Below are 17,519 nucleotides of genomic sequence, written 5' to 3'. Positions count from 1 at the left end.
ATTTTTGCCAATTAAACCTTTGGCACCAGCGTCACCCAGTAATCGCTGCGCCTCACCACACGCAGCGGGAAGCTGTGCTCCAGCGCGGCCAGGGCACGATCGGTATCGGCCAACGGGAAGCTGCCGGACACCTTCAATCCGGCCAGGGCCGGGTCGAGGCGCAGCACGCCATGGCGGTAGCGCGCCAGCTCGGCGATCACCTCGCCCAGCGGCTGATCCAGTGCGATCAGGCTGCCCTGCGTCCAGGCCGTCGTGGCGGCATCGTTGGCCCGCGGCGGCCCGAGTCGTTCGGCATCGAAACGCAATTGCTGCCCGGCAGCCAGTGGCTGCATGGCCTGCAGATGCCGCAGCGGCGCAACCTCTACGCGGTGCTCCAGCACCGCAACGCGACAGCCCTGCTCATCGCTGCGCACGCAGAAACGCGCGCCCTCGCTGCGCACCAGGCCATGACGCATTTCCACCAGCAGTGGTCGGGCCTCGTCCGGACTTTGGATCAGCGCCTCGCCACTGACCAGACGCAGCAGGCGACGCTGTCCGTCGACATGCCATTGCGCGGCGCTGGCGGTGCCGAGCATCAACTGGCTGCCATCGCTCAGCTGCCATTGGCGGCGCTCACCTACACCGCTGCGGTAGTCGGCCAGCCAGTAGCGCCGCGTATCGCTGTGCCAGGCGAACCAGCCCAGCGGCAATGCCAGACCAACCAGGGCCAGGCTGCCGAGCAGGCGGCGCCGGCCATGGTGGACGCCACGCAGGGTCGACGACGCAATGGGGCCGGGCAGCAGGCCCATTTGTTCTCGCAGCTTCTCGATCTGTTGCCAGGCCTGACGATGCTGCGCGTTAGCGTCGTACCAGTGCTGCCAGGCCTGCTGCTCATGGGTATCGCTGTCGCCGGAGCACAGCCGCGCGTACCAACCACTGGCCGCCTTGAGTGCGGCGCGCTGCGCCTCGTTCACGATTGCCAGCCCGCCTGCAGCAGGCAGCAATGCTCCACGGCGCGAGCCATGTAGGTGTTCACGCTGCGCAGGGAAATGCCCAGGCGGGCGGCGATCTGCGCGTAGGTGAGGCCGTCGAGCTGAGACAGGATGAACACCTCGCGCACTGTACGGCCAAGGCCGACGAGCATGCGATCGACCTCCATCAGTGCTTCCAGCAGCAGCGCCTGCTGCTCGGCACTGGGCTGTTCGGCCTGCGGCTGGCTGGCCAACACATCGAGGTAGGCCTGTTCCAGAGAACGTCGACGCAGGAAGTCGACCATCAGCCCACGCGCCACGGTGGCCAGGTAGTCACGTGGCTCGCGAATGCTCGCCGCGTTGCCGGCGCGCAACAGGCGCACGAAGGTGTCCTGCGCCAGATCAGCAGCATCGCAGCCGTTGCCCAGGCGCCGGCGCAACCAACCTTGCAGCCAGTTGTGATGGTCACGGTAGAGGGTGTGCAGCACCTGGGCGTCGGCGGGCATAGCGCGATTTCGTATCAAATGACAATGAATTGCATTGTCATCCGTACCCTACCAACTTGGCAACATCGCCGACGCTACGCCAGCTCGCTCCTCAGCCACTGCGCCAGACGTTCACTGCGCGGATCGGCGCGACGCGTCCATAGCGCCAGGCAACCCGTGGTTTCGACGAAGCCCCAGGGCGCCACCAGGCGACCGGCACGCAGGTCATCCGCCACCAGCGTTTGCGGGGCGATGGCCACGCCCAGCCCGGCCGCGGCCGCCTCCAGCAGATAGTAGAGGTGCTCGAAGCCCTGCCCTTGTTGCAGCCGCTCGGACGCCAGCCCCTGCGCATGCGCCCACTGCGGCCAGGCCTGTGGCCGCGAAGTGGTGTGCAGCAGCGGCTCGGCATACAACGCGTCGGCACTGACGGCGCTCAGTTGCGCGTGATTGACATAGCGCGGGCTGAGCACCGGACCGATGCGTTCGGGCGCCAGCTCGAAGACCTGCATGTCGGCCGGCCACGGCGGGTCGGCGAACAGCAGGGTGGCGTCCACCTCGGCGCCGCGCGGGTCCAGCTCGCCTTGGCTAGCCGAGAGCTGCAGGCGCAACTCCGGCAGTTCGCGCTGCAGGCGATCCAGCCGCGGGATGAACCAGCGCGCCAGCAGGCTGCCGGGGCAACCAAGCACGAAGGGCCGCTCTTCCTGCTGACGGCGCAGGTCGGCACAGACGCCACGCAAGCGCTCGAAGCTTTCCGAGGTGACATCGCGCAGGCGCAAGCCGGCATCGGTGAGTTTTACGCCGCGCCCGTCCTTGTCGAACAGGCTGACCCCGAGCTGTTCCTCCAGCGCACGAATCTGCCGGCTGATCGCACCGTGGGTGACATGCAGCTCATCGCCGGCACGGCTGACGCTCTGCAGGCGAGCGGCAGCCTCGAAAGCGCGCAGGGCATTGAGTGGTGGAAGGTCTCGGCTCATATCGAGTGAATTTTCCTGACAAGTCGGAAAACTCTAATGATTTTTCTGCTGCCTGACCATGGCCGCCTGGCAGCCGATGCATCGGCCCCGATCAGAAGGTGACCGGCGTATTGACCCAGAGAATGCGGGCCTCGCTATCGCCACCGTTGCGGTAGCCGTGAGGCAGGTTGCTGGGGAAATGGAAGGCATCGCCAGCCGTCAGGCTGTAGGTCTGCTCGCCGATGGTCAGCTCGATGCTGCCGGTCAGCACGTAGCCCATTTCCTCACCGGGGTGTTCGATCAGGCCATCGCTGGCCACGCCAGGCGCAACGATATGGATATTGCCCTGCAGCAGACCACCCTTCTGCAGATGCGTGATGCGCTCCAGGCCTATCTCGCCGTCCTTGTTGCGTTTGACGAAACGCTTCACCGGCCTGTCGCCGGCGCGCAGCACGGGCTCGTCGGATACCCATTCCTCGGACGTGAGCGTCGACACGTTGCTGCCCAGCGCACCCGCCAAACGGTGCAGCATGGCCAGCGAAGGCGAAGCCGCATCGTTCTCCAGCTTGGAGATCAGGCTTTCCGAGCAGCCAGCGGCAACCGCCACCTGCTTGAGGGTCAGCCCGGCGACCTTGCGCGCATGGCGCAGACGCATGCCCAGGCTGGGCAGGCCATCGGTGTGGTGAGCCTTGGTCGAAGGGGTAGGACTGGGTTTGCGCATGTACATCTCGATCAATGGATGACAACGGGTACAACCACGAACGGCACAGTATCGCGCAAGGCGCTCACGGAATTAAGCCGTGAACGCCCTTGGCGTGACTCTGTACGTTATGCCAGGCCCATGCCAGAGAGGCACAGGCCTGGCAGCAGGTCAGCCGGCGCTGACCACGAAGTGCACTTCCACCGGGTTCAGGTCGTTGATCGGCACGATGTCCTGAGGGCAGGCGGACATCACCACCACGCAGTCCATGGCTGCCTGGATTTCCACGTAGTCACCGGCCTTGGAAACCGGTGGCAGCCACTCGATGCTGTAGTCCGCCTTGACCGGGATGTTCATCCACAGGTTGAACGGCTGCGGCACTTCACGGGCACGCAGACCGATGGCCTGCAAGGCCAGGCGCATGTTGTCGGCGCAGCTGTCGTGATAACCCTCGACACCGAGGTTGGTATAGCGATGCAGGTCGCAGGCGGCGATCAGGGTGTCGTGCACGCCCGGCGAGGTGTCGCTCAGCAAGGTGCCGATGGTGCGGCGACGGTTGCTGAACAGCTCGTCACCCGCCTTGGGGATGATGCGGTCGATATGCGCACGGGCGTGTTCCATGGAAAGGAATTCGCTGAGGTCTTCGCTGTTGAACAGCCAGGTGTCGCAGACCTGGGTGCCGTGGGTGTTGATGATCTTGATCACCTCACCGGCCTTCAGGCGCACGGCGCGGCCACAGCGGGCCGGTACGGTGTAGGTCTTGCCCAGCTCGGGCGTACCGTCGGCCGACAGCGGCTCGTTGAGGGTGGCATTGATGCCCAGCGCGGCGCCGTTGTCGGGCTGGCAGCAGGCGGGATAGTCGTGGGCGTGGTTGGAATGGCTCATGGTCGCTCCTAGGTGGGCAATGGCAGATCAGACTTGTTCGGCCAGTTGGACGAGGCTCCAGGCCAGCGCACGGGCGCCGGCTTCGAGCTGGGAAGGTTCGGTGTATTCGTTGGGGTTGTGGCTGATGCCATCGCGGCTGGGCACGAACAGCATGCCGGTGGGGCAATGCCCAGCCAGGTACATGGCATCGTGGAAGGCACCAGAGCGCAGGCTCAGGGACGCCTCACCCGTGGCATCGGCGGCCTGCTGCAGCACCTCGACGATGCCGGCCTCGAAGGCCACCGGCGGATGGCTGAACAGTGGCTGCAGCTCGGCGCCTTCGGGCAGGCAGTTCGGCAACTCGGCGTCGAAGGCCTCCAGCACGGCCGGGTCGGCATGGCGGAAGTCGATGCTGAAGGTCACGTCGCCCGCCACGGTATTGATCGAATTGGGTTTCACCTGCCAGCGGCCGAAGGTCAGGCGCTGTTCGGCACCGGCCAGGCGCTCGGCCAAAGCCTCGATGGCCGGCAGGCAACGCGTGGCCTGCAGCATGGCGTCACGCCGCATGTCCATGGGCGTGGTACCGGCGTGGGCCGAGGCGCCCTGGCAGCGAATCTGATACCAGCGCACGCCCTGAATGCCGGACACCACCCCCAGTGGCACCTCGGCACGCTCCAGCACCGGGCCCTGTTCGATATGCAGCTCGACGAAAGCATGGGCGGCGATCTTCTCGCGCAGCGGCAGGTCGGCGAAACGCTCGGCATGGGCGTCCAGCGCCTGCCCCAGGCTGATGCCATTGGCATCGAGGCTGCCCCGATAGGCGCTCATGCGCTGTGGTTCGACGAAGGCACTGGAGCCCATGGCCCCCGGGCTGAAACGGCTGCCTTCCTCGTTGGTCCAGACCACCAGCTCGATAGGCCGGCGCGTACGCAGGTTCTGGTCATGCAGGGCCAGCAGGCATTCCAGCCCGGCCATCACGCCGTAGCAGCCGTCATAACGGCCACCGTTGGGCTGGGTATCGATATGGCTGCCGGTCATCACCGGCGGCAGGTCTTCCAGGCCGTCGCGGCGAATGAACAGGTTGGCGCAGGCATCCGTCCACACCCGGCAACCGATACGCCGGGCCTCGCCGATCAGCCAGGCGCGCGCGTCGAGATCCTCCGCCGACAGCGCCTGGCGATTCATCCCGCCACCCTCAAGGCCACCGAAGTCGGCCAGGGTTGTCAGCAAACCCTGCAGGCGTTCGCCACGCACGGCATTCATCACCCGTACAGCCGTCACCTCCGCACGCGGGCTGAGGCTGCGGTTGAACCAGGGCTTGAGGAACTGTTTCAGGCGCTCGGTGGCCGGTTGCTGGAACATCTCACCCGGCGCGCCGGTCTCGACGATGCGTCCGGCCTCCATGAACACCACCTGGCTGGAAATCTGCGCGGCAAAGCTCATCTCGTGGGTGACCATGACCATGGTCATGCCATCGTCAGCCAGGCTGCGGATCACCTGCAGCACTTCCTCGACCAGCTCCGGGTCGAGCGCCGAGGTCGGCTCATCGAGCAGCATCAGTCTCGGTTTCACCGCCAGCGCCCGGGCGATACCGACACGTTGCTGCTGACCACCGGAAAGCCGCGCGGGGTAGGCATCGGCCTTGGCCGCCAGGCCGACACGCTGCAGCGCGCTTTCGGCCAGGGCACGCGCTTCGCCCTTGTTCATGCCCTTGCCCAGCAGCAGGGGCGCCATGACGTTCTCCAGCACGGTCATGTGCGGCCACAGGTTGAATTGCTGGAATACCATGGACAGCGGCCGGCGCACCTCGGCGATGGCCGCGGGGCTGTCCTGATCCCGCGGTTTGCGGCCCGGGCCGCTGTAACCGAGCAGTTGGCCGTCGATCCACACCTCGCCTTCGTCATAGGCTTCGAGAAAATTCATGCAACGCAGCGCGGTGGTCTTGCCCGAACCGGACGGGCCGATCAGCGAGACGATCTCGCCCGCGTGCACACTGAGGTCGAAGCCCTGCAGCACGCGGTTGGCGCCGTAGGACTTGCCCACGCCGCGCAGTTCAAGAAGGGGGAGGTTGCTCATCGATTCATCCTCGCAGGTAGCGCGTGGCACGCCGGCCAAGCCCGGCGGCAACGAAACCGACCAGCAGCGTCAGCAGCCAGTACGAAAGCACCAGCAGCACATAGGGCACGACATAGGAAAAGGTGCTGGACACGATCTGTCCGGCGGTCATGGTCAGTTCCGGCACGGTGATGATCGACGCCACCGCGCTTTCCTTGATGGTCAGGATCACCTGGTTGCCCAGCAGCGGCAGGGCGAAGGCCATGGCCTGCGGCGCCTGGATATGCCAGAAAGTCTGCACGCCACTGAGGCCGTGCACGCGCGCCGCCTCCAACTGCCCGTTGGGCACGCTGGCCCAGGCCGAGCGCAGCAGCTCGGCGAAATAGGCCGCGCTGTACAGGCCCAGCGCCAGAATGCTGGCCTGTACCGCATCGAGGGTCAGGCCCAGCACCGGCAGGCCAAAGTAGATCAGCAGCAGTTGGGCCAGGAACGGTGTTCCGCGCACCAGCCAGACGTAAAGCCGATACAGGCCGATGAAACCGGGCACGGCCAGGCGCAGGGCATTGAGCACGAAGCCCAGCAGCAGACCGAAGGCCGCGCCGGCAAAACTGATGCCCAGGGTGACCAGCAGCGCCTGACCGAAATCGGGGAGGTAGTTCATCCAGTTCTCCATCAGCTGCGGGCCTGCCAGCGTCGTTCCAGCTCACGCCCGAGCAGGGCCAGCAGGCTGGTCAACGCCAGGTAGAACAGCGCCGCGACCAGGTAGACCTCGAGCGGTCGGTAGGTCTGCGACACCAGTTGCTGGCTGACCCGCATCAGGTCGGTGATGGATATCACCGAGACCACCGCCGACACCTTGATCACATCGATCAGCTCGGAGATCAGCGCCGGCAGGGTCAGACGCAGCACCTGCGGCAACTGGATATGCAGCAACATGCGCCAGCGGCTGATGCTGAACACCGCCGCGGCCTCCAACTGCCCGGCCGGGATGGCGGCGAAACCGCTGCGCAGAATCTGCGACTGATAGGCCGCGGTATTCATCGCCAAGGCCAGGCCTGCCGCGACCAGCGCCGGAACATCCAGCCCCAGTCCGGCGGGCAGGTAGAACAGCAACAGCAGCTGCGCCAGCATCGGCGTGCCACGAAAGAAACTGACGTAGACCCTGGCGAACGCCACGCAGCCACGGCTGCGGCTATTGCCCAGCAAGTAGATCAGCACGCCGAGCACGAAGCCCAGCAGCATGCCGGCCAGACACAACCACAAGGTAGTCAGCGCGCCGTCGAGCAAAGCTGGCCAGTAGAGTGCGAAGCGAGCGCCAAAATCATTCATCAGCGACGACTCAGATGCTCGGCTCAGGCATGGCGTCAGCAGGCACGTCCATGCTGAAACCGAACCATTTTTCCTGCAGGGCTTTCATCGTGCCATCGCGGTTGGCGCGGCCAATCCCTTCGCTGAACAGCTTGACCAGGCTGGCGCTATCCTCGCCCTTGCGGCCGACCCAGCCGTAGTAGGTCTTCGGCCCGAGCATTTCATCCAGGGTGACGAACAGGCCCGGGCGCGACTTGATCAGCGGCCCCAGATTGGACAGCGACTGCGCCACGCCATCCAGACGGCCGAGCGCCAGGTCGGCATAGGCTTCGTCGAAGCTGACGTATTCACGAATGCCTCTGAGGCCCGGCTGACCTTCGGCCTTGAGCTTGGCGTCATAGGCCATCAACACCTGCAGCTGACCGGAACCACTCTGCGAGCCGACGATCTTGTCATTGAGGTCGCTCAGGCTACTGACCGAAGCATCGTCGGCACGCTTGAGCAGCGCCACGGTGGACTCCGCAATCGGCGCGGTGAAGGCGAACTGGTCGAAGCGCGCCTTGTTCACCGTGACCGAGGTGACCACGAAATCGAACTTGCCGGTATCCAGGCCCGGCAGAATGCCCTGGAAGGGCAGATCCAGTTGTTTGACCTTGACGTCAGGTAGATCCTTGAGCACGTAGTTCATCAGATCGACGCCATAACCGACGATCTTGCCGTTCTCCACCGACTCGAACGGTGCGAACCGGGCTTCGGTAGCGATGGTGATCTGTTTTGCCTGCTGGATGCGTTGCAGCAGGTCATCGGCCTGGGCCAGGGAGCTGGCAAGCAGGGTGGCCAAGGCGAATGTCAGGTTTTTCACGGCACGGCGATGCATGGCGAGGCCTCTTCTTGAAGAGATGGATATTTATTCAAGTAACTTGAATAAAGTTACAAAGGCATGAAGCATGCCAACCCTTCAAAAGGCCGCCAGACGGAAGAAATGCAGAGTGTGGGAGGGCCATTACGCACCAACAGCGAGCAAATGAGTGCATGCATGGACTGCTATGGTGCGCGCCACCGCCAATCGGCTGCGGCATCGACTCGTGACATTTCCTCACAGGCCAGGGCGAAGCTATCGCTTTTCTCACGCCCCCTGCAGCGTTAGTCTGCGGCCATCGACAGACGCTTCGGCCTTGTCCGTCAACTGACGGCCAGCCCATCCAACCTCAGGAGCACGCCATGACCTCATTTCGCACCGGCCCCGACACTCGCGGCCTGTTTGGCCGCTTCGGTGGTCAGTTCGTCGCCGAAACCCTGATGCCGCTGATCAACTCGCTGGCCGCCGAATACGAGAAGGCCAAGAGCGACCCGGCCTTCCTCGAAGAGCTGGCCTACTTCCAGCGCGACTACATCGGCCGCGCCAGCCCGCTTTACTACGCCGAGCGCCTCTCCGATCACTTCGGCGGAGCGAAGATCTACCTCAAGCGCGAAGACCTGAACCACACCGGCGCGCACAAGATCAACAACTGCATCGGCCAGATCCTGTTGGCCAAGCGCATGGGCAAGCAGCGCATCATCGCCGAGACCGGCGCCGGCATGCACGGCGTGGCCACCGCCACCGTGGCTGCGCGCTTCGGCATGCAGTGCGTGGTGTACATGGGCACCACCGACATCGATCGCCAGCAGGCCAACGTCTTCCGTATGAAGCTGCTCGGCGCCGAGGTGATTCCGGTCACTGCCGGCACCGGCACCCTCAAGGACGCCATGAACGAGGCCCTGCGCGACTGGGTGACCAACGTTCACAACACCTTCTACCTGATCGGCACCGCAGCCGGCCCGCACCCCTACCCGGCCATGGTGCGTGACTTCCAGTCGGTGATCGGCAACGAAGTGCGCGAGCAGATCCTCGATAAGGAAGGGCGCCTTCCCGACTCGCTGGTGGCCTGCATCGGCGGCGGCTCCAATGCCATCGGCCTGTTCCACCCCTTCCTCGATGACCAAGGCGTGCAGATCGTCGGCGTCGAGGCGGCCGGTCATGGCGTCGACACCGGCAAGCACGCAGCGAGCATGGCTGGTGGCGCACCGGGCGTGCTGCACGGCAACCGCACCTTCCTGCTGCAGGACGAGGACGGCCAGATCACCGATGCCCACTCGATTTCCGCCGGCCTCGACTACCCCGGCGTTGGCCCCGAACACGCCTGGTTGCACGAGATCAAGCGCGTCGAGTACGTGCCGATCAGCGATGACGAAGCCCTCGAAGCCTTCCACCAGTGCTGCCGCCTGGAAGGCATCATCCCGGCCCTGGAAAGCGCTCATGCGCTGGCCGAAGCCTTCAAGCGTGCGCCGAAGCTGCCCAAGGATCACCTGATGGTGATCAACCTGTCTGGTCGTGGCGACAAGGACATGCAGACCGTGATGCACCATATGCAGGACAACCAGGAGAAGCACGCATGAGCCGCCTGCAGAACCGTTTCGCCGAACTGAAAGCGGAAAATCGCGCCGCGCTGGTGACCTTTATCACCGCCGGTGATCCCGACTACGCCACCTCGCTGAGCATCCTCCAGGGCCTGCCAGACGCCGGTGCCGACGTGATCGAACTGGGCATGCCGTTCACCGACCCGATGGCCGATGGCCCGGCCATCCAGCTCGCCAACATTCGCGCACTGGCCGGCAAGCAGGGCATGCAACAGACGCTGCAGATGGTTCGCGAATTCCGCCAAGGCAACCAGAGCACGCCGCTGGTGCTGATGGGCTACTACAACCCGATCTTCGTCTACGGCGTCGAGCGCTTCATTGCCGACGCCAAAGAGGCCGGCGTCGATGGACTGATCGTGGTCGACCTGCCGCCGGAGCACAACGACGAGCTGTGCGAGCCGGCGCAGAGCGCCGGCATCGACTTCATCCGCCTGACCACGCCGACCACCGACGACGACCGCCTGCCCACCGTGCTGGCTGGCAGCTCCGGCTTCGTCTACTACGTGTCGGTGGCGGGCGTCACCGGCGCCGGTGCGGCGACTATGGATCACGTCGAGGAAGCCGTGGCGCGTCTGCGTCGCCACACCGACCTGCCTGTGTGCATCGGCTTCGGCATCCGTACCCCGGAGCACGCCGCCGAAGTGGCCAAGCGCGCCGAGGGCGCGGTGGTCGGCTCAGCGCTGATCGACAAGATCGCCGAGGCGAAAAGCCCGCAGCAGGCCGTCGACGGCGTGCTCGGCCTGTGCCGCGAACTGGCCGAAGGGGTACGCAGCGCGCGCCGCTGATAGCCTCTCTGACAGACGAGAAAGCCGCTGGCGGAGCGATCCGTCAGCGGCTTTTTTCATGGCTTTGTAGCCTGGGTCCAGCGTAGCGAAACCCGGGAATTGCTTGATGGGTTTCGCGTTGCTCCTACGCGATCAGTGTTCTGATCCGGCTCGTTTGAGCAACTGCTTGCAACGCTCGGACAGGTGCACCACGCGCAGGTGCTTGCCGGCACGCTCGTAGCGTTCGCGCAGGGTTTTCAGCGCAGCGATGGCGGAGTAGTCGACGAAGCTCAGGTGGCGGCAGTCCAGGGTCACCTGCTGCGGGTCATCGGCCGGCTCGAATTGCGCCAGGAAGGTGGTGCAGGAGGCGAAGAACAGCGTGCCGTGGGCGCGATAGAGCTTGCTGCCGTCGGCCTGCATATCGCTGTCGGCATAGAGTTCGCGGGCGTGCTGCCAGGCGAAATTGAGCGCAGCGATGACGATACCGCAGAGCACCGCCGTGGCCAGGTCGGTGGCGACGGTGATGGCGGTCACCGCGACGATCACCAGCACGTCATTGGCCGGCACCTTGCCGGCCACGCGCAGCGAGCCCCAGGCGAAAGTCTGCTGCGCCACCACGAACATCACGCCCACCAACGCCGCCAGCGGAATACGCTCGATCAGCGGCGAAAGGAACAGCACGAAAAGCAGGATCATCACCCCAGCGACCACGCCGGACAACCGTCCGCGCCCGCCGGAGCTGAGGTTGATCACGGTCTGGCCGATCATCGCGCAGCCGCCCATGCCGCCGAACAGGCCCGAGGTCATGTTGGCCACGCCGAGCGCCACGCACTCGCGATCAGGGTGGCCACGGGTGGCGGTGATCTCGTCGGTGAGGTTCAGGGTCAACAGGGTTTCCAGCAGGCCGACCAGGGCCATCAGGATCGCGTAAGGGGCGATGATGGCGAGGGTTTCCAGGTTCCAGGGAATGACCGGCAGCATCAGGCTCGGCAGCCCGCCGGCGATCTGCGCCATGTCACCGAGGGTGTGGGTCGGCAAATCCAGCAGGTAGACCAGCGCGCCGATGCCGAGGATTGCCACCAGCGCAGGCGGCACGGCGCGGGTCAGGCGCGGCAGCAGGTAGACGATGAACATGGTCAGCGCCACCAGCCCGAGCATCAGGTACAACTCGTTGCCGTGCAGCCACTGGCCGTCGTGCTGGAAATGCTCGAACTGAGCCAGGGCGATGATGATCGCCAGGCCGTTGACGAAGCCCAGCATCACCGGATGCGGCACCATGCGGATAAGCTTGCCCAGGCGCAGCAAGCCGAACGCCAGCATGATCAGGCCGCCGAGCAGCACCGTGGCCAGCAGGTACTGCACGCCGTGCTGCACCACCAGGGCGACGATCACCACCGCCATCGAACCCGCCGCACCGGAAATCATTCCCGGCCGGCCACCGAACAGGGCGGTGAGGGTACAGATGATGAAGGCGCCATACAGGCCCATCAGGGGGTTGAGCTGGGCCACCAGGGCGAAGGCGATGCACTCGGGCACCAGGGCGAAGGACGAGGTCAGGCCGGCCAGCAGGTCGGCGCGTAGGGATGCGGGTTTCATGGCGTCTCGGCAAGCCGGCGTAGCCGGGTGATGGCGGCGGAACGAAAGTGGGCGCGCATGGTAGCGTCCAAGTGCTCGTCCGTCATGCCCGACGCTGAGTATTCAAACGCTCCATGCTGTAGCAACGGGCATTCAATAGCTGCTGCTGGATGGCTCCAGCAGCGGCCATTTCAGCCCGTTATCAATGTTCGTGAACTGCACTCTGCTGCGCAGGCGACTGAGACGGCGCGAACTTGGAGAGAACATGGTCCTTCATCCCGCGCGCCAGTTCTTCCTCGTCGAAAAACACCTCGCCAAGGCCTTCACGGCGGAAGATCTCCATCGCATCGGCGCTGTGCGTGCGAATCACGACCTCCACTTGCGGGTTCAACGTCCGCGCAGTTTCGACCATACGCTGCACGTGCAGCGGGTCAGGCGTGGCGATTACCAGCATCGATGCCTTGGCGATATGCGCCTGGATCAGCGTGCCCGGCTCGGCCGAATCACCGCTGACCGCGGCGATGCCCTGGCCGCGGATCTGTTCGACCCGCTCACGATTCTGCTCGACCACAACATAGGGAATGCCCCGCTTCTGCAGGGCCTTGGCTATACGCCGACCAACACGGCCGTAGCCAACCACCACCACTTGCCCTTCGAGGTACTTGCGTTCGGTGGTAGGCGGCAGCACGGCCAGTGGGTCCTCGCGAAATTCAAGACGCCGAGCCACGGCCGAACGCTGCAGCACCAGGCTCTTCAGCGGCGTGATGCAGGCAAACACCAGCGGATTGAGTGCGATCGAGATCAACGCACCGGCCAGCACCAGGCTCATCCCCTCGGCCGACAGCAGGCCGAGGTCCTTGCCCAGGCCGGCGAGGATGAACGAGAACTCACCGATCTGCGCCAGGCTCGCCGCCACGGTCAACGCCGTGCTCAGGGGGTAACGGAAGGCCAGAACCAGCAATGCCGCTGCCAAACCCTTGCCGATGATGATGATGGCCACCACGGCCAGCACACGCAGCGGCTCTTCGACCAGCACGGCCGGCTCGAACAGCATACCCACCGACACGAAGAACAAGACCGAAAATGCATCACGCAGCGGCAGCGACTCTTCGGCAGCGCGGTGCGAAAGTTCCGACTCGCGCATCACCGTGCCTGCAAAGAAGGCGCCTAGGGCGAACGACACATGGAACAACACCGCAGCGCCGTAGGCGATGCCGATAGCAGCGGCGACAACAGACAGGGTGAACAGCTCGCGAGAGCCAGTCCTGGCGATTTGCAGCAGCAACCAGGGCAACACACGGCGCCCGACCACCAGCATCAGCGCAATGAAACCGGCTACCTGCAACAGCGTCATGCCCAGCACCTGCCACAGCGGCGCACCGGCATCGGCACCGATCACCTTGCCTCCGAGCATGCCGGCCAGCGGCGGTAGCAGTACCAGCACCAGTACAGTGGCCAGGTCTTCCACCACCAGCCAGCCCACGGCAATACGGCCGTTCATCGAGTCGGTGATGCCGCGCGTATCCAGCGCCTTGAGCAGCACCACGGTGCTGGCACAGGACAGCGACAGCCCGAGCAGGAGACTTTCACCGAAAGTCCAACCCCACCAACTGGCTACGCCGAGCCCCAGCACGGTGGCCATGCTCATCTGCACCACGGCGCCGGGCAGGGCGATCTTCTTCACCGCCAGCAGGTCTTTCAGGGAAAAGTGCAGACCGACTCCGAACATCAGCAGCATCACGCCGATTTCCAGCAGCTGCGGGGCCAGCTCCATGTCCGCGACCATACCGGGGGTCGCCGGGCCGAGTGCGATACCCGCCAACAGATAACCTACCAACGCCGGCAGCTTCAGCTTCTCCGCGATAAAACCGAAGATCAGAGCCAGACCGAAGCCACCGGCCAACATGGTGATGAGAGATATGTTGTGCTCCATCGCACCTCCTATTGCACGTATTCATGGCCAAGCGCTAGATGCGCGAATGGATGATTCAATATTCCACAAGAGAATAAGAGGGGGTTCTTATATCACCATATTCCTTTCGTAAGCTTTCATAATCCTGTCTGGACCTGCACAACACTGATCCGACGCAATGAAGCGCCCGCCACAGAGGCCTATCGTCCTGGCATGCCATTCGTCGGAGCACCGTCGCCATGAAGGAAATCGCAGCGAAACCCCAGCCTCTCACCCTCCCCTGGGGCCTGTTGCTAGCGCTGCTTGCTGGGCTGGCGATCATCCTCCTGCCAGAACAGGCCGGGCTCCCGATTGCCGGTCAGCGCATGCTGGCGATCCTCGCCTTCGCGGTGATCGTGTGGATCAGCGAGGCGGTGAGTTACGAGGTCAGCGCCATCATGATCCTGGCGTTGATGGCCTTCCTGCTTGGCAATGCGCCAAGCCTGGCGGACCCAGACAAGCTGATCGGCACCAAGGATGCGCTGAGCATCGCACTCGGCGGTTTCGCCAACTCGGCGCTGGCGCTGGTGGCGGCGGCGTTGTTCATCGCCGCTGCGATGACCCAGACCGGGCTGGATAAGCGCATCGCCCTGCTGACGCTGTCGAAGGTAGGTGCCAGCACTCATCGTGTGCTGTTTGGCGCCATCGTGGTGACCATCCTGCTCAGCTTCATCGTGCCCAGCGCCACCGCGCGAGTAGCCTGCGTGGTGCCGATCATGATGGGGGTGATCGCCGCCTTCGGCGTCGACAAGCGCTCGGCCTTCGCCGGCGGCATCATGATCCTCGTGGCCCAGGCCACCAGCATCTGGAACGTCGGCATCCAGACCTCGGCGGCGCAGAACCTGCTCACCGCCGGTTTCATGCAGAAATTGCTCGGCCAGTCGGTGACCTGGACCGACTGGCTGATTGCCGGCGCGCCCTGGAGCGTGCTGATGTCGGCTGTGCTGTACTGGGTGATCCTGCGCGTGATGCCACCGGAAACCGAGCGCATCGAGGGCGGCAAGGAGGCAGTGCGCAAGGCGCTCAGCGAGCTCGGGCCAATGACCGGCAACGAGCGCAAGCTACTGGCAATCGTGCTGACCCTGCTCGGCTTCTGGGCCACCGAGGGCAAGTTGCACGCCTTCGACACCGCCTCCACCACCCTGGTCGGCCTGGCGGCCTTGCTGATGCCCGGGCTTGGTGTGATGAGCTGGAAACAGGCGCAGCCGCGCATTCCATGGGGTACGGTGATCGTCTTCGGCGTTGGCATCAGCCTCGGCGGCGCGGTGCTGGCTACCGGTGCAGGCACCTGGCTGGCCAAGCTGCTGGTAGCGAATCTTGGCATGGAGGGGCTGTCACCGTTCTGGGTGTTCGCCGTGCTCGGTGCCTTTCTGATCGTCATTCACCTCGGTTTCGCCAGCGCCACGGCGCTGACCTCGGCCATGCTGCCGATCATGATTGCCCTGCTACTGCAGCTTGGCGGCGACATCAATCCGCTGGGCATGAGCATGCTGCTCGGCTACGTGGTCAGCTTCGGCTTCCTGTTGCCAATCAACGCACCGCAGAACATGGTCTGCATCGGCACCGAAACCTTCGACGCCCGGCAGTTCCTGCGTACCGGTATCTGGCTGACGCTGATTGGCTACGGGCTGATGTTGGTGTTTGCCCTGACCTGGTGGCGCTGGTTGGGCTGGATGTGACGAACGGGTAACCTGAGCGGAAACCTGACGAGGAGCCCGCCCCATGAGCAAGAACCTGCTGATCACTGGCGCCAGCCGTGGCATCGGTCGCGCCACTGCCCTGCTGGCTGCGGCTCAGGGCTGGACGGTCGGGGTGAACTACCGCAGTGACCGCGCCGCCGCCGATGAGGTGGTGGCGCAGATCCACGCCGCCGGTGGCCAGGCCATCGCCGTGCAAGGCGACGTTGCCAATGAAGCTGATGTGCTGCGTCTGTTCGAGACCATGGACACGCTCGGCCCGCTGCACGGTCTGGTGGTCAACGCCGGTATCGTCGCCCCGCCCATGGCGTTGCTGGAGATGAGTGGCGAGCGGCTGCAGCGCATGTTCGATGTCAATGTGCTGGGCAGCTACCTCACCGCGCGCGAAGGTGCACGGCGCATGGCGCTCAGCCGCGGCGGTGTAGGAGGCTCGATGGTGCTGGTGTCATCGGTGGCGGCCAGCCTTGGCTCGCCCTTCGAGTACGTCGACTACGCCGGCGCGAAGGGCGCCATGGATGTCCTGACCCGAGGTCTGGCCAAGGAGCTGGGAGGCGAGGGCGTGAGGGTCAATGCCGTGCGGCCGGGGCTGATCGATACCGATATCCATGCCAGCGGCGGCCAGCCGGATCGTGCCGAACGCCTGGGCAAGGCGACTCCGCTGGGCCGCGCCGGGCGTGCCGAGGAAGTCGCCGAAGCCATCGTCTGGCTACTCGATGACAAGGCCAGCTACACCACCGGCGCGCTGATCGATATTGCCGGCGGGCGCTAGCCGCAGCGCTCAGACCCGCGCCAGCCATTTGCCGCCCTTGCCGGCCTTGACCTGCGCCAGGGCCTCGGGCAGCTCGGCGAAATCCACCTGATGCAGAGCCGGCGTCTGCAGGCTGCCGACACGCAGTTGCTCCAGCAACGCTATCCCGACCTCGCGCCACAACCTCCAGTCACGCTCAGTACCGTGAACATGGATGCTGTTGAGTGCTACCTCGTGCAGCGAGATGGCACTGCTGAATGCGGGCAGCGGCTGTTGCTCCAGACGGTCCTGAATACATACCAGATGGCCGTTGTAGTCGAGCAGTGGCGCCAGACTGCGTGCGTGCTCGCCGCTGACCGTATCGAACGCCGCGTGCAACCGGCGAGGGCCAAGCGCCTGCTGCAGCACATCACGCCAGTTTTCATCGCGATAATCGAAGACACCGCTGATACCCAAAGCCAGCAATCGTTCGCGATGACGTGATGAAGCCGTCACCCACACGCGCCAACCTGCTGCTACCGCCATCTGCGCCAACAACAGGCCAACGGCACCACCAGCCCCCGTCACCAGTACATCGCGATCAGCCTCCAGTGGAACCTTGTTCAGTGCCTGCCAGGCGGTCAGTCCGGGACATGGCGCAGAAGCGGCCAGCTCATCGCTCAGCCCCTCCGGCACCAGCAGCACGGCAGCGGCGGCAAGCCGAGTGTAGGCAGCGAAGCTGCCGTCTCGGCTTAGCGCCTGGTGATAAGCGACGCGTGCGCCCAACGGCAGGTTGACCCCTTCACCACAGGCGACGATCAGACCAACGCCATCGACGCCGGGTACATGCCCCTGCTGCCAGTCGGCATGCCCCCAATCGATGATCTTCCAGTCCACCGGATTGAGGCCAATCAGCCGATTGGCCACCAGCACCTCACCGGGGCCTGGCGCCGTCACCGGCTTTTCCTGCCGAGCCAGTTCACCCTGACGCTGCCAGGACCAGACCTGTTGCGTGGTTGCGATCTCGTTCATG

At 64.7% G+C, this 17,519-nt stretch carries 16 protein-coding genes; 4 read left to right on the top strand and 12 right to left on the bottom strand.

Annotated elements, in window-relative coordinates:
- Positions 1-11 precede the first annotated feature (11 nt).
- The 9 genes from BM059_RS11540 to BM059_RS11490 all read right to left on the bottom strand — a co-directional run bounded on the left by BM059_RS11540 (position 12) and on the right by BM059_RS11490 (position 8,192).
- A complete protein-coding gene (locus BM059_RS11540) occupies positions 12-953 on the bottom strand; it encodes a FecR domain-containing protein (protein WP_074938762.1) in 942 nt (313 codons plus the stop codon).
- Entirely contained in the window at positions 950-1,456 is a 507-nt protein-coding gene (locus BM059_RS11535; protein ID WP_037002113.1) for a sigma-70 family RNA polymerase sigma factor, read from the bottom strand. Before BM059_RS11535 ends, BM059_RS11540 begins: the two co-directional genes overlap by 4 nt.
- A 74-nt stretch (positions 1,457-1,530) precedes the next feature.
- Entirely contained in the window at positions 1,531-2,409 is an 879-nt protein-coding gene (locus tag BM059_RS11530; RefSeq protein ID WP_074938760.1) for a LysR family transcriptional regulator, read from the bottom strand.
- 91 nt (positions 2,410-2,500) lie between these two features.
- Positions 2,501-3,109: a cupin domain-containing protein gene (locus BM059_RS11525; protein ID WP_074938758.1), complete on the bottom strand. Its 609-nt coding sequence runs from the start codon at positions 3,107-3,109 to the stop codon at positions 2,501-2,503.
- A 150-nt stretch (positions 3,110-3,259) separates the two neighbouring features.
- On the bottom strand, positions 3,260-3,973 hold the full coding sequence (locus tag BM059_RS11520; protein ID WP_074938756.1) for a DUF1989 domain-containing protein: 714 nt from the start codon (positions 3,971-3,973) through the stop codon (positions 3,260-3,262).
- 27 nt (positions 3,974-4,000) lie between these two features.
- Positions 4,001-6,028: a hydantoinase/carbamoylase family amidase gene (locus BM059_RS25735; RefSeq protein WP_083413269.1), complete on the bottom strand. Its 2,028-nt coding sequence runs from the start codon at positions 6,026-6,028 to the stop codon at positions 4,001-4,003.
- A 4-nt stretch (positions 6,029-6,032) separates the two neighbouring features.
- Positions 6,033-6,668, bottom strand: coding sequence for an amino acid ABC transporter permease (locus BM059_RS11500; RefSeq protein WP_234035902.1), 636 nt, complete (start codon positions 6,666-6,668; stop codon positions 6,033-6,035).
- A gap of 11 nt (positions 6,669-6,679) precedes the next feature.
- Complete coding sequence (locus BM059_RS11495; protein ID WP_074938752.1) at positions 6,680-7,336, bottom strand: amino acid ABC transporter permease; 657 nt, start codon at positions 7,334-7,336, stop codon at positions 6,680-6,682.
- A 10-nt stretch (positions 7,337-7,346) separates the two neighbouring features.
- A complete protein-coding gene (locus tag BM059_RS11490) occupies positions 7,347-8,192 on the bottom strand; it encodes a transporter substrate-binding domain-containing protein (protein WP_074938750.1) in 846 nt (281 codons plus the stop codon).
- 344 nt (positions 8,193-8,536) lie between these two features.
- Between BM059_RS11490 and trpB the strand changes: the two genes are divergently transcribed.
- Entirely contained in the window at positions 8,537-9,751 is a 1,215-nt protein-coding gene (trpB, locus tag BM059_RS11485) for a tryptophan synthase subunit beta (protein ID WP_074938748.1), read from the top strand.
- Entirely contained in the window at positions 9,748-10,557 is an 810-nt protein-coding gene (gene trpA, locus BM059_RS11480; protein ID WP_074938746.1) for a tryptophan synthase subunit alpha, read from the top strand. The genes trpB and trpA overlap by 4 nt, the downstream gene beginning before the upstream one ends.
- A gap of 132 nt (positions 10,558-10,689) precedes the next feature.
- Here trpA and BM059_RS11475 read toward each other — a convergent pair whose 3' ends face one another.
- Together BM059_RS11475 and ybaL are read right to left on the bottom strand one after the other, a co-directional pair.
- Complete coding sequence (locus BM059_RS11475; protein WP_074938744.1) at positions 10,690-12,132, bottom strand: SulP family inorganic anion transporter; 1,443 nt, start codon at positions 12,130-12,132, stop codon at positions 10,690-10,692.
- Positions 12,133-12,313: 181 nt separating this feature from the next.
- The gene (gene ybaL / locus BM059_RS11470) at positions 12,314-14,044 is read right to left on the bottom strand and encodes a cation:proton antiporter domain-containing protein (RefSeq protein WP_074938742.1); all 1,731 of its coding nucleotides are present in this window, start codon (positions 14,042-14,044) and stop codon (positions 12,314-12,316) included.
- A gap of 218 nt (positions 14,045-14,262) precedes the next feature.
- Here ybaL and BM059_RS11465 point away from each other — a divergent pair, with 218 nt between their 5' ends.
- A complete protein-coding gene (locus BM059_RS11465) occupies positions 14,263-15,741 on the top strand; it encodes a DASS family sodium-coupled anion symporter (protein WP_074938740.1) in 1,479 nt (492 codons plus the stop codon).
- A 43-nt stretch (positions 15,742-15,784) separates the two neighbouring features.
- A complete protein-coding gene (locus BM059_RS11460) occupies positions 15,785-16,528 on the top strand; it encodes an SDR family oxidoreductase (protein ID WP_037002102.1) in 744 nt (247 codons plus the stop codon).
- A 9-nt stretch (positions 16,529-16,537) separates the two neighbouring features.
- Here BM059_RS11460 and BM059_RS11455 read toward each other — a convergent pair whose 3' ends face one another.
- Positions 16,538-17,518: a zinc-binding dehydrogenase gene (locus BM059_RS11455; protein ID WP_074938738.1), complete on the bottom strand. Its 981-nt coding sequence runs from the start codon at positions 17,516-17,518 to the stop codon at positions 16,538-16,540.
- Between the last annotated feature and the right edge of the window lies 1 nt (position 17,519).

Origin of the sequence: Ectopseudomonas composti (assembly GCF_900115475.1) — a bacterium.
In the GTDB taxonomy this organism is placed as follows: Bacteria; Pseudomonadota; Gammaproteobacteria; order Pseudomonadales; family Pseudomonadaceae; genus Aquipseudomonas; species Aquipseudomonas composti.
The sequence above is the reverse complement of the archived record's forward strand: the minus strand, read 5'-3'. Positions and strand labels throughout refer to the sequence as shown.

What these genes read in the sequence shown, in the direction of transcription:
- BM059_RS11535 (WP_037002113.1), bottom strand. Translation starts at nt 1,456, where the DNA reads ATGCCCGCCGACGCCCAGGTGCTGCACACCCTCTACCGTGACCATCAC.
- BM059_RS11530 (WP_074938760.1), bottom strand. Translation starts at nt 2,409, where the DNA reads ATGAGCCGAGACCTTCCACCACTCAATGCCCTGCGCGCTTTCGAGGCT.
- BM059_RS11525 (WP_074938758.1), bottom strand. Translation starts at nt 3,109, where the DNA reads ATGCGCAAACCCAGTCCTACCCCTTCGACCAAGGCTCACCACACCGAT.
- BM059_RS11520 (WP_074938756.1), bottom strand. Translation starts at nt 3,973, where the DNA reads ATGAGCCATTCCAACCACGCCCACGACTATCCCGCCTGCTGCCAGCCC.
- BM059_RS25735 (WP_083413269.1), bottom strand. Translation starts at nt 6,028, where the DNA reads ATGAGCAACCTCCCCCTTCTTGAACTGCGCGGCGTGGGCAAGTCCTAC.
- BM059_RS11500 (WP_234035902.1), bottom strand. Translation starts at nt 6,668, where the DNA reads ATGAACTACCTCCCCGATTTCGGTCAGGCGCTGCTGGTCACCCTGGGC.
- BM059_RS11495 (WP_074938752.1), bottom strand. Translation starts at nt 7,336, where the DNA reads ATGAATGATTTTGGCGCTCGCTTCGCACTCTACTGGCCAGCTTTGCTC.
- BM059_RS11490 (WP_074938750.1), bottom strand. Translation starts at nt 8,192, where the DNA reads ATGCATCGCCGTGCCGTGAAAAACCTGACATTCGCCTTGGCCACCCTG.
- trpB (WP_074938748.1), top strand. Translation starts at nt 8,537, where the DNA reads ATGACCTCATTTCGCACCGGCCCCGACACTCGCGGCCTGTTTGGCCGC.
- trpA (WP_074938746.1), top strand. Translation starts at nt 9,748, where the DNA reads ATGAGCCGCCTGCAGAACCGTTTCGCCGAACTGAAAGCGGAAAATCGC.
- BM059_RS11475 (WP_074938744.1), bottom strand. Translation starts at nt 12,132, where the DNA reads ATGAAACCCGCATCCCTACGCGCCGACCTGCTGGCCGGCCTGACCTCG.
- ybaL (WP_074938742.1), bottom strand. Translation starts at nt 14,044, where the DNA reads ATGGAGCACAACATATCTCTCATCACCATGTTGGCCGGTGGCTTCGGT.
- BM059_RS11465 (WP_074938740.1), top strand. Translation starts at nt 14,263, where the DNA reads ATGAAGGAAATCGCAGCGAAACCCCAGCCTCTCACCCTCCCCTGGGGC.
- BM059_RS11460 (WP_037002102.1), top strand. Translation starts at nt 15,785, where the DNA reads ATGAGCAAGAACCTGCTGATCACTGGCGCCAGCCGTGGCATCGGTCGC.
- BM059_RS11455 (WP_074938738.1), bottom strand. Translation starts at nt 17,518, where the DNA reads ATGAACGAGATCGCAACCACGCAACAGGTCTGGTCCTGGCAGCGTCAG.